Source organism: Streptococcus oralis, from assembly GCF_003943385.1.
Classification (GTDB): Bacteria; Bacillota; Bacilli; order Lactobacillales; family Streptococcaceae; genus Streptococcus; species Streptococcus oralis_CA.
In genome coordinates, this window is record NZ_RJPI01000014.1 from 1 (window position 1) to 11,460 (window position 11,460).

Sequence of the window (11,460 nt, forward strand, 5' to 3'; positions counted from 1 at the left end):
TAGTCCAGCCTTCATGTAAGACTTTATTAATCATTTCTTGTTTTAATTCAGGAGAATAGTAACGATCAATCAATTTAATCATGTATATAAGATTAGAATTGTTTATCCCAAATTTATTTGAAAGCTTCTCTAAGCTATATCCTTGTTTTCTAAGTTCATAGATCTGAACTTTATCTTCATAACTCAATTTCATAATAAAAACACCCCAAAAGTTAGATTTTTTCTGTCTAACTTTTGGGGTGCAGTTCACTGGAGCTGGTTTTTATTTTTCGATAATTTTGTGGGCAATCAATTGGCGGTAACAGATTTGTCTGTTGTTTTTTGCGTCATTAATGATCTGTAAAATCGTTTCAAAGGAAACGCGCCCAAGTTCCAGACTATTGATATCGACATAAGCTACGAGGTCAAGTCGAGGGTTGACAGAGTCGAAACTCAAGACAGGAACAGTTAACTGATGCTTACTGATGTAGTCACAAACTCCTTCTGCTAGGAGACTATCGGTTGTGATGATAGCGTCAATCTGCGGATCGTGATTGAACAGGAGTTCACTGAATTGATAACCTTTTTCTTCCAGAAATTCGGTCGCAAAGTAGGTTAAGTTGGTATCAATCGGAAGTTGGTATTGTTTGAGTGCAGACTCATAGCCAGTTAGACGATCTTGTGTTACGAAGAGTCGCTTTGTACCCCCGATAAAGGCAATTCGTTTGCATCCTTTTTTGATGAAATACTCGGTCGCATCAAAGCCCGCTTGTACATTGTCATTATCAACAAGAGGGATAAAGGGTGAAGTGGATTTTCCGAGAATGAGGAAAGGGAACTGCTCATCGGCTACTAGTTTGACCAGAGGGTCTTCTTCTTCAGCGTAGAGGAAAATCAAACCGTCAACACGTTTGCCATAAACCATCTGAGAAATCGCATTGAGACGTTCTTTCTCATCTTTCCCTGTTGCAATCTGAATAGCATAGTGGTTCTCAGATGCGACTTGGGCGATCCCTCGTAGGACAGATGGGAAGAAAGGATTTTGGTAGAAGGCATCCGAGTCGTCAGGCAATACCAAACCGATAACTTGAGTATAGCTGCTAACTAGACTACGAGCATTGAGATTGGGATGGTAGTTGAGTTCCTTCATAGCCTTGCGAACTCGTTTTTTGGTTTCATCGCTAATCGTTGATTTGTTTTGAATAACGCGGGTTACGGTTGAAGGTGAGACACCTGCAGCCTTGGCCACATCTTTAATCGTAACGGGCATAAAAATCTCCTATTTATGATAATCTGGATCACGGAAATGTGTTTTGTAAAAAATGGTGACCAGATAAAGAACAAAAAGAATGTTTTGTACAGTGATAAGGGTTGTCATATTTTGGCCAAAAAGTCCCAAAATAAGCGTAATCAAAGTTGGTAATCCTAAACAGTTCAAGATAAAATGATAGCACTCTTTAAAGGTCCTAAATGAAAAGAGGCGTGATTTTTTGGTGATATAAAGGAGAAGACTAGCTCCAAGAGAGACAATGAAGAAATTCAATCCAAAGAGGAAGCTAGCACCGAGAACTAGGAAGAGACTGATATAGACCCGATTTTGTTGGTACCAGTCTTTAGAAATAGCCTGGGTCAAACTTTTCTTGCTCTGGAAACTCTCCGTTTGAATCGCGTGGTAGCGAATGCGAGTCAATTCCTTGCTTTCCTTGTTGATGATGAGCTCTTCAGTATCAAAATGAAGTTGCAAATCCTTTGGCAATTCTTTGCTTGGACTTGGACCAATCAGAAGAGAAGCTTGCTGATTTTTAGTACCTGAGTAGTTCAGCTTTCCATCTACAATTTGTGCATTCTCTGACAAGTCCATGATGGCTTCATCTGTCAGTGGAGTGTAGACATTATCGATAAAAGTATCCAGTGGATACGTTTCCTGCGAGCTGTTTTGAATGGCAATTGGAACCATAGACAAACTGATGAGGAAAATGCTAGTAAAGAGAAGCTGAAACCAGTTGAGTCCGAAACGTTTTGATAGGGGCTTACGAAATCCCCAAATACTAGTAAAATACGAGAATGGATATGGAAGCATAGGCATCTTTCTATAAGTGTTTTCTATATGAGTAATATTATATAGAGAAATGTACTTTATTTCAAGTCTAGGAGATAAATTGCTTGTTGCAAGAATATTATTTACAGTAACAATCGTTAATACTCAATGAAAATCAAAGAGCAAACTAGGAAGCTAGCCGCAGGTTGCTCAAAACACTGTTTTGAGGTTGCAGATGGAAGCTGACGTGGTTTGAATTTGATTTTCGAAGAGTATAAAATGAAAAAGGGTGGCGGGGATAAATTATCCCTTGTCGCCACCACTTGTAAGTCCTGAAACAAAGTTCTTTTGTAGGAAGAAGAAGAGAATACAGATTGGAAGGGCGATGAGGATAGCACCTGCTGAGAAGTAGGCAATCTTCATGTTTTTCACATTGCTAACGAAGGTTTGGAGACCAACGGCAACAGTAAAGTATTCTTTCTCACGAAGCAAGAAACTAGAGAGGATGTAGTCCCCGAAAGGTCCCATGAAGGCCCAGAGAGCTTGTACAGCTACCATTGGGCGAACGAGCGGAAGGACAATTTGCCAGAAGCGACGGAAGTGTCCTGCACCATCTAGTTTCGCAGATTCGTCAAGAGACATTGGCACGGTATCGAAGTAACCTTTCATGAGCCAAGCATTCATCGGAATACCTCCACCAACGTAGAGGAAGATGAGGAACCAGCTATGGTTAAGGGCGTTCAACATAAGCGCCATAACGAAGAAGGCTGTCAAAGCGGCCATGGTTGGCACCATTTGGATAATCAAGAAGAAGACCAAACTTTGCTTACGAGCCAAGAAGTTGTAACGACTGTAGGCGTAACCTGCAAGTACGATGATACTTGTTTGAACAGCCATTGTGATAAAGGCAATAATCAAAGTATTAAGGTACCAAGTACCGTACAAAGTTTCCGTAAAGAGTCCTTTAAAGTTATCAAAATTAAAGTCGATGTTGGTATCGAGTTTAAAGGCTGCGACGTTACCTGTTTTAAAGGCTGACATGATGGTAATCAAAAGCGGATAGATAATCACGATTGATAGGCCAATCAAGTAGAGGTAAGTGAGGGTTTGAGTCAGTCTACGTTTGAGTTTGATTGAGTTATTCATCTTAGACGTCCTCCATATCAAATGCGTGTAGTTTCTTGAATGCGATCATAGAGATAGAGATGACAATGATTGAGATAATCAAGGTAACAGCTGCCGCCATAGAGTATTGAGGAGATGTACCTGTTGTCAAACGGTAAATCCATGAAATCAAGATATCAGTTGAACCGGCTCCGCCTCCGACAGTACCAGGACCTCCACCATTAAAGAGATACATGATAGAGAAGTTGTTAAAGTTGAAGGTGTATTGGCTAATCAATGTTGGTGCTGCAACAGCCAAGATCATAGGGAAAGTGATGTTGCGGAATTTTTGCCAAGCATTGGCACCATCGATGTAAGCCGCTTCGTAGAGGTCGTTAGGAATAGACTGCAAGATACCCAAGGTCAAAACGTAGATGTATGGGAATCCTAGCCAACCTTGCATCATAATCAAGGCAACCTTAGTCCAAGTTGGATTTGTTTTCCAAGGGATAAGAGCTCCATCTAGGAAAGGAAGGACCTTAGACAAAAGAGGCAAGACTTGCGTGTTGATAGCACCAACACTATCATTAAACATATTTGAGAATGTCAAGATAGTGATGAAGGCTGGAACTGCCCAAGGAAGAAGGAAAATAACACCGAAGATACGTTTTCCTTTGATAAATGGTTGGTTAGCAATGATTGCTGTAAAGATACCAATGACAATCTGCAAAGTAGAGGCAGCCAAGGCCCAGATAATGGTCCAAGAAAGAACAGAACCAAAGGCTGAACGGAAGGTGCTCAAGCTCCAGATGTTTGTGAAGTTCGTCAAACCAACCCAGTCCAACAATTTGTTTGGTGGCAAGTGTTGGAAGTCATAGTTGGTAAAGGCAATCATCAAGGTTACGATAACTGGGAAGATAATCGCAAATGTCATCGCTACATACGATGGGATAATCAAAAGGTATGGGAATCCATTCTCATAAATACCTTTAATCATATCCTTGAAGGTACGAGCTACAGGAATACCATTATTGATACGTTTAGCAGTCGTATGTGCGTCCTTGATATTAAAGATATAAAAGAGCAGGTAGACGACAACAAAGATAGAGTGGAAGGCACCACGAATCAGCATGAAAAGTGAATTGTCACGACCAGGTTTCACACCAAGTGTGATCAAATTGCTCAATTCAGGGCTTGCAAGTGTTAGAAAATACAGAACAAATAGAACGGTAACACCAAGGAAAATAAATCCTTTAGCTTTTTGTTTGTTATAGATTTGTCCTAAACCAGGAATGATTGACAGCAAGGCTGCTTTGCGAGGCTGTTGTTTTTCCATGATTACTCCTTTCATAGGATGCGAGATAAAACTCGGGTTCAATCGCAAGATACGCATATTTAATAAGAAACGCATCTATACATTCAAAGGGGGATTTCACTTCCACCCCCCTTGAACAAATCAATTATTCACCAAATTTTTGTTTGATTGTTTCCTTGATCAATGTTACAGCATCGTTAGCAGCTGTTTTCGCATCTTTCTTACCACTTACAGCTTCAAAGAGCATTGTTTTAGCTGGATCCCAAACAGCTGACATTTGTGAGATGTTTGGCATTGGTTGAGCGTTCTTGAACTGTTCAATCACGGCTGTTGTCAACTCATCTTTTTTGCCTTCAGCATAAGTACGAGCTTCAGTATTAGCTGGGATTTCGTTAGTAGTATCGTAGAATGCTTTTTGTTGTTCAGTTGATACAAGGAAGTCTACAAATTTTTGAGCTCCTTCAAGGTTCTTAGTGCTTGCTGGGATAACCCAAGCCTTACCACCACCAAATGTTTCATAGTTTTTACCGTTTGGAAGAGTTGGGATAGTCGTAACACCGTAGTTTACTTTAGCATCTTTGAATGCTTGAGCTTTCCAAGGACCATCAATGATAGCAGCTGTTTTACCTTCTTGGAATTGAGTTTGAATTAAGTTTGGAGCTCCTTCAGTATCTTGCATACCTTTAGGCCATTTATCGTACCAAGTCTTAGCGTAGTTGATACCTGCGATAGCACCATCGTTTGCAAGACCAATATCTTTAGGATCTTTACCGTTTTGTCCGAATACGTAAGCACCGTTACCAGCAAGAAGTCCGTATGCGTAGTAGAAGTTAGTCCAGTCAGCTAGGAAGGCAGTAGTTTTACCTTCTTCTCCAGCGAAAGCGTATTTGCTGTCTTTAGCAAGGTTTTCTAGGTCACCAAAAGTTTTAGGAGCTTCTTTGAGCAAGTCTTTATTGTAGTACAAAACGAGTGATTCGATAACAGCTGGAGCACCATAGACTTTACCACCGACAGTTACAAGTGATTTTGTTTTATCGTCTGTCTTTGCACCGTCGCTAAGAGTAACTTCTGAAAGTTGTCCGTCAGTACCAAGGCTACCTACACGGTCGTATGGAGCCATCATGACATCAGCAGCCTTACCAGATTGGTTGTCTAGAGAAAGGTTATCAAGACCACCCATTTGGTCACCTGTCTTGATGGTAACTTTTACGCCAGATTCTTTTTCGTAAGCTTTTGCAGCAGATTCAGCGAAGGCTTTATATTGGTCTTCAACGTAGAAAGTAAGTTCTTTCGCTTCTGAAGAGCTAGTATCAGCAGCTTTGTCAGCAGATTTGCTTCCGCAAGCTACCAAAAGCAAGCTAGCTAGAGTAGCAGTTCCGAGCACAGCAGCGCTCTTCATGAATTTAGATGACATAGTGTATTCCTCCTAAAGAATAACAAATTTTATTTGATAGAAAAACGCAAACGTTTTCCCTTACCAGTCCAGTATAACACAAATAGAAAACGGTTGCAAGCCTTTTTTGAAAAAATTTTAAAAAAACTTTAAGGTTTGTCAAAAGAAAAATTGCTTTGTAAATAGGAAGAAAAGTGATAAAGGTTCATTTTCTTATAAAATATTAAGATCAGGAAAACGATTGCGTAAATTCGGCTCGGTTTTTCAGAAAATAGAGCAGATATTGGGAATGAATTATCTTAAATCAGAAAATCTTTAAAATTTTTTCGCTTATTTCATAAAATATCAGTGGCAACAAGTTTTGTTTGATTAAAATAATTCAAAAAAATTTTTTAAAACCGCTTGCATTTGTTTTTGAAATGCGTTATACTTAAATTAACGCAAACGTTTGCGCCTTGATTGCGCAACGTTTTATAACAAACACATGAGGTGCTATTATGAAAAAACGTCAAAGTGGTGTGTTGATGCACATCTCTTCTCTGCCAGGAGCTTATGGGATTGGATCATTTGGTCAGACTGCTTATGATTTCGTCGATTTCTTGGTTCGTACCAAGCAACGTTACTGGCAAATCCTCCCTCTTGGGACAACAAGCTATGGAGATTCTCCATACCAATCATTCTCAGCCTTTGCTGGAAATACGCATTTTATCGACCTTGATATCTTGGTAGAGCAAGGCTTGCTCGAAGCCAGTGATCTTAAAGGTGTTGACTTTGGTAGCGATGCATCTGAAGTTGACTATGCGAAGATTTATTACGCACGTCGTCCGCTTTTAGAAAAAGCAGTTAAACGCTTCTTGGAAGTGGGTGATATCAAAGATTTTGAGAAGTTTGCTCAAGACAACCAATCATGGCTCGAACTCTTCGCAGAATATATGGCTATCAAAGAGCATTTTGACAATCTTGCTTGGACAGAATGGCCAGATGCAGACGCTCGTGCCCGTAAAGCTTCAGCACTTGAAAGCTACCGTGAGAAATTGGCAGACAAGTTGGTTTACCACCGTGTGACTCAATACTTCTTCTTCCAACAATGGTTAAAATTGAAAGCCTACGCTAACGACAACCACATTGAAATCGTTGGAGACATGCCAATTTACGTCGCAGAAGATTCAAGCGACATGTGGGCAAATCCACATCTCTTCAAGACAGATGCCACTGGTAAAGCAACTTGCATCGCAGGATGCCCACCAGATGAGTTTTCTGCCACTGGTCAGCTTTGGGGGAACCCAATCTATGACTGGGAAGCGATGGACAAAGACGGTTACAAATGGTGGGTTGAACGCTTGCGCGAAAGCTTCAAAATCTACGATATCGTTCGCATCGACCACTTCCGCGGTTTCGAATCTTACTGGGAAATTCCTGCTGGTTCCGATACAGCGGCACCTGGTAAATGGGTGAAAGGTCCAGGCTACAAGCTTTTCGCAGCTGTTAAGGAAGAACTTGGTGAGCTAAACATCATCGCAGAAGACCTTGGTTTCATGACAGATGAAGTCATCGAGTTGCGTGAACGTACTGGCTTCCCAGGAATGAAGATTCTTCAATTTGCCTTCAACCCAGAAGACGAAAGTATCGATAGCCCACACTTGGCACCTGCCAACTCTGTTATGTACACAGGAACACACGATAACAATACAGTTCTTGGTTGGTACCGTAATGAGATCGACGATCCAACTCGTGAATACATGGCTCGTTACACGAACCGTAAAGAGTATGAAACAGTGCCACACGCAATGCTTCGCACAGTATTTTCATCAGTTAGCTTCATGGCAATTGCAACTATGCAAGATTTGCTAGAGCTAGATGAGGCAGCTCGCATGAACTACCCATCTACTCTTGGCGGAAACTGGTCATGGCGTATGACAGCAGACCAACTCACACCAGCTGTTGAAGAAAATTTGCTTGACTTGACTACAATTTATCGCCGAATCAATGAAAATTTGGTAGAATTAAAGAGATAAGACAATATCAGGAGAAACATAAACATGTTACCATTAAACGAATTTGTACAAAAACGTTACAATAAAACTATTGCAGAATGTAGCAATGAAGAGCTTTACCTTGCTCTTCTCAACTACAGCAAGCTTGCTAGCAGTCAAAAACCAGTCAACACTGGTAAGAAAAAAGTTTACTACATCTCAGCTGAGTTCTTGATTGGTAAACTCTTGTCAAACAACTTGATTAACCTCGGCCTTTACGACGATGTCAAAAAAGAACTTGCAGCCGCAGGCAAAGAGTTGATCGAAATCGAAGAAGTAGAATTGGAGCCATCACTTGGTAACGGTGGTTTGGGACGTTTGGCAGCCTGCTTTATCGACTCAATCGCTACACTTGGTTTAAATGGTGATGGTGTTGGTTTGAACTACCACTTCGGTCTTTTCCAACAAGTTCTTAAAAACAACCAACAAGAAACGATTCCTAACGCTTGGTTGACTGAGCAAAACTGGTTGGTTCGCTCAAGCCGTAGCTACCAAGTGCCATTTGCACACTTCACATTGACATCGACTCTTTACGATATTGATGTACCTGGTTACAAGACAGCTACTAAAAACCGCTTGCGTTTGTTTGACTTGGATTCAGTTGATTCTTCTATCATCGAAGATGGTATCAACTTTGACAAGACAGATATCGCTCGCAACTTGACTCTCTTCCTTTACCCAGACGACAGCGACAAGCAGGGTGAATTGCTCCGTATCTTCCAACAATACTTCATGGTTTCAAACGGTGCGCAATTGATCATCGACGAAGCAATCGAAAAAGGAAGCAACTTGCATGACCTTGCGGACTACGCAGTTGTACAAATCAACGATACTCACCCATCAATGGTGATTCCTGAATTGATCCGTCTCTTGACTGCGCGTGGTATCGAGCTTGATGAAGCAATCTCAATCGTTCGTAGCATGACTGCCTACACTAACCACACAATCCTTGCTGAAGCCCTTGAAAAATGGCCTCTTGAATTCTTGCAAGAAGTGGTTCCTCACTTGGTACCAATCATCAAAGAATTGGACCGCCGTGTGAAAGCAGAATACAAAGATCCAGCTGTTCAAATCATTGATGAAAACGACCGTGTACACATGGCTCACATGGATATCCACTACGGATACAGTGTTAACGGGGTTGCAGCACTCCACACTGAGATTTTGAAGAACTCAGAGTTGAAAGCTTTCTACGACATCTACCCAGAAAAATTCAACAACAAAACAAACGGTATTACATTCCGTCGTTGGCTCATGCATGCTAACCCAAGCTTGTCTCACTACTTGGATGAGATTATTGGACATGGTTGGCACCATGAAGCAGATGAGCTTGAAAAACTTTTGTCATATGAAGACAAGGCTGCTGTCAAAGAAAAATTGGAAAGCATCAAGGCTCACAACAAACGTAAATTGGCTCGTCACTTGAAAGAACACCAAGGTGTGGAAATCAATACAAGCTCTATCTTTGATATCCAAATCAAACGTCTTCACGAGTACAAACGCCAACAAATGAACGCTTTGTATGTGATCCACAAATACCTTGATATCAAGGCTGGTAACATCCCTGCTCGTCCAATCACAGTCTTCTTTGGTGGTAAAGCAGCTCCTGCCTACACAATCGCCCAAGACATCATTCACTTGATCCTTTGCTTGTCAGAAGTGATTGCAAACGATCCAGCAGTAGCTCCACACTTGCAAGTCGTAATGGTTGAAAACTACAACGTTACTGCAGCAAGCTTCCTTATCCCAGCGTGTGACATCTCAGAACAAATTTCACTTGCTTCTAAAGAAGCTTCAGGTACTGGTAACATGAAATTCATGTTGAACGGAGCTTTGACTCTTGGTACTATGGACGGAGCTAACGTGGAAATCGCTGAGTTGGTTGGCGACGAAAACATCTACATCTTTGGTGAAGATTCAGAAACTGTTATCGACCTTTACGCAAAAGCAGCTTACAAGTCAAGCGAATTCTACGCTCGTGAAGCTATCAAACCATTGGTTGACTTCATCGTTAGCGATGCTGTTCTTGCAGTAGGTAAGAAAGAACGCTTGGAACGTCTTTACAACGAATTGATTAATAAAGACTGGTTCATGACTCTCCTTGACTTGGAAGACTACATCAAAGTCAAAGAGCAAATGCTTGCTGACTACGAAGACCGTGACGCATGGTTGGATAAAGTCATCGTTAACATTTCTAAAGCAGGATTCTTCTCATCTGACCGTACAATCGCTCAGTACAACGAAGATATCTGGCACTTGAACTAAGATTAAATAAAAAACGCATCTGTTTTAGATGCGTTTTTTCATATTTAAACTAATTTACAATACTTTCCCAACTAGAATCTCGGCTTCAATGGTAATCTCAGTCAACTGAGTCCAGTCAATCTTGGTCTGGTCAACATGAAAGAGAAGGGGCGTCATGCTGAGCAGGGCTTGGCGTTGCTCTGCTGTGATGGGCTTGGTTAGGGAGGCTGTTTGGCTAGATTGGATGTTGAAGTGTTCCTGGAAATGTTCCTTGATATCTTGGTTGGAATAGTCTTTGTTTGTCAGTTGGTCTTGCACCATTTGGCGGATTTCTTTGAGGTGATTTTCAGTTGGGATGACCTTGATTAAGATACCGTCTTTGGATAAAACACGGCGAAATTCTCCATAATTGGCAGGCGAAAAGATGTCGAGCAGGATATCCATACTGGCGTCTTTTACAGGAAGGCGAGCCAGGTCACTGACAAACCAATTGACTGCCCAGTTTGGTTCACTCTTAGCAGCGATTTGGACGGAATCTTTGGAAATATCAAAGGCGTAGAAGGTTTTATCAGAGTGACTTTCTTGGAGTTTACGAGAGTAGAAGCCTTCGCCACAACCGATATCCAAGACTGTTTTTGAGGATGGTTTAGTCGCTAGTATGTCCGAGATGCCTTTTAAGATATTCTGATAAAACCCAGCTTCTAGGATTTGTTGGCGATTCTGAAAGTTTTCCTTGTCGTAGTTGGCAGATTGCTTGATTTGAGGGGCCAGATTGACATAGCCGAATTTCGCCAAATCAAAAGAATGGCGGTTGCTACACTTGAGGCTAGACTCTACCAAGGTGAGATCTTCTTGGCAGATGGGGCAGGAAAAGGAACTAGCAGAAGCAAAGCGTTGAAGTTTGGGTTTGAGATTTGTATTCATAGTTTAAGTGTATCAAAAGAGGCAAATGAAAGCAACCTTAGGAATAAGTAGATGGGAGATTCAGTAGAAATAAAATTAATTCTCCAATTTATAGAATGAAATTGCTTTTATATCTAAATTGCTATATAATAATGATAAGGAGGAAATGACTATGTTAAAAGAAGTATTGACCGTCGCAAAAGTTGCGAAAAAATCATCACTCTTTTTGGGTGGTGTAGCATTTGGCACTCTTGGTTTGAAAATCTTAGCAAGTAAGGAAGCTAAAAAAGGTTATTCTAAAGCTTTGGCTAAAGCTTACAAATTGAAAGATGAATTGGATGCATCTGTTTCCATTGTAAAACAACATGGAGACGATGTCTTGCAAGATGCTAAATATTTGTATGAGCAAGAGAAAAAAGAAGAGCAATTAGATAGCCTGATAGGGGAATAA

At 41.0% G+C, this 11,460-nt stretch carries 9 protein-coding genes and 1 pseudogene; 3 read left to right on the forward strand and 7 right to left on the reverse strand.

Going from position 1 to position 11,460, the window contains the following annotated elements; translation table 11 throughout:
* The 6 genes and pseudogenes from D8803_RS08885 to D8803_RS08910 all read right to left on the reverse strand — a co-directional run.
* Positions 1 to 193 (reverse strand): annotated as a pseudogene (locus D8803_RS08885) (IS3 family transposase); the annotation flags it as partial.
* Between the two features lie 69 nt (positions 194 to 262).
* On the reverse strand, positions 263 to 1,249 hold the full coding sequence (locus D8803_RS08890) for a LacI family DNA-binding transcriptional regulator (RefSeq protein ID WP_061418917.1): 987 nt from the start codon (positions 1,247 to 1,249) through the stop codon (positions 263 to 265).
* Positions 1,250 to 1,258: 9 nt separating this feature from the next.
* Complete coding sequence (locus D8803_RS08895; protein WP_131200871.1) at positions 1,259 to 2,059, reverse strand: DUF1189 domain-containing protein; 801 nt, start codon at positions 2,057 to 2,059, stop codon at positions 1,259 to 1,261.
* A 261-nt stretch (positions 2,060 to 2,320) separates the two neighbouring features.
* A complete protein-coding gene (locus D8803_RS08900; protein WP_001065653.1) occupies positions 2,321 to 3,163 on the reverse strand; it encodes a sugar ABC transporter permease in 843 nt (280 codons plus the stop codon).
* A 1-nt stretch (position 3,164) separates the two neighbouring features.
* Positions 3,165 to 4,457 (reverse strand): sugar ABC transporter permease, encoded by a 1,293-nt coding sequence (locus D8803_RS08905; protein WP_190316818.1) that lies wholly within the window; start codon positions 4,455 to 4,457, stop codon positions 3,165 to 3,167.
* 124 nt (positions 4,458 to 4,581) lie between these two features.
* Complete coding sequence (locus D8803_RS08910) at positions 4,582 to 5,850, reverse strand: extracellular solute-binding protein (protein ID WP_131200872.1); 1,269 nt, start codon at positions 5,848 to 5,850, stop codon at positions 4,582 to 4,584.
* A gap of 476 nt (positions 5,851 to 6,326) precedes the next feature.
* Here D8803_RS08910 and malQ point away from each other — a divergent pair, with 476 nt between their 5' ends.
* Both malQ and glgP read left to right on the forward strand, forming a co-directional pair.
* Positions 6,327 to 7,844: a 4-alpha-glucanotransferase gene (gene malQ / locus D8803_RS08915; protein WP_131200873.1), complete on the forward strand. Its 1,518-nt coding sequence runs from the start codon at positions 6,327 to 6,329 to the stop codon at positions 7,842 to 7,844.
* Positions 7,845 to 7,868: 24 nt separating this feature from the next.
* Positions 7,869 to 10,127: a glycogen/starch/alpha-glucan family phosphorylase gene (gene glgP, locus D8803_RS08920; RefSeq protein ID WP_131200874.1), complete on the forward strand. Its 2,259-nt coding sequence runs from the start codon at positions 7,869 to 7,871 to the stop codon at positions 10,125 to 10,127.
* Positions 10,128 to 10,181: 54 nt separating this feature from the next.
* Here glgP and D8803_RS08925 read toward each other — a convergent pair whose 3' ends face one another.
* Entirely contained in the window at positions 10,182 to 11,030 is an 849-nt protein-coding gene (locus D8803_RS08925; RefSeq protein WP_131200875.1) for a putative RNA methyltransferase, read from the reverse strand.
* Between the two features lie 151 nt (positions 11,031 to 11,181).
* Here D8803_RS08925 and D8803_RS08930 point away from each other — a divergent pair, with 151 nt between their 5' ends.
* A complete protein-coding gene (locus tag D8803_RS08930) occupies positions 11,182 to 11,460 on the forward strand; it encodes a DUF6110 family protein (protein ID WP_131200876.1) in 279 nt (92 codons plus the stop codon).

What these genes read in the sequence shown, in the direction of transcription:
- D8803_RS08910 (WP_131200872.1), bottom strand. Translation starts at nt 5,850, where the DNA reads ATGTCATCTAAATTCATGAAGAGCGCTGCTGTGCTCGGAACTGCTACT.
- D8803_RS08890 (WP_061418917.1), bottom strand. Translation starts at nt 1,249, where the DNA reads ATGCCCGTTACGATTAAAGATGTGGCCAAGGCTGCAGGTGTCTCACCT.
- D8803_RS08925 (WP_131200875.1), bottom strand. Translation starts at nt 11,030, where the DNA reads ATGAATACAAATCTCAAACCCAAACTTCAACGCTTTGCTTCTGCTAGT.
- D8803_RS08930 (WP_131200876.1), top strand. Translation starts at nt 11,182, where the DNA reads ATGTTAAAAGAAGTATTGACCGTCGCAAAAGTTGCGAAAAAATCATCA.
- D8803_RS08900 (WP_001065653.1), bottom strand. Translation starts at nt 3,163, where the DNA reads ATGAATAACTCAATCAAACTCAAACGTAGACTGACTCAAACCCTCACT.
- D8803_RS08895 (WP_131200871.1), bottom strand. Translation starts at nt 2,059, where the DNA reads ATGCTTCCATATCCATTCTCGTATTTTACTAGTATTTGGGGATTTCGT.
- malQ (WP_131200873.1), top strand. Translation starts at nt 6,327, where the DNA reads ATGAAAAAACGTCAAAGTGGTGTGTTGATGCACATCTCTTCTCTGCCA.
- glgP (WP_131200874.1), top strand. Translation starts at nt 7,869, where the DNA reads ATGTTACCATTAAACGAATTTGTACAAAAACGTTACAATAAAACTATT.
- D8803_RS08905 (WP_190316818.1), bottom strand. Translation starts at nt 4,457, where the DNA reads ATGGAAAAACAACAGCCTCGCAAAGCAGCCTTGCTGTCAATCATTCCT.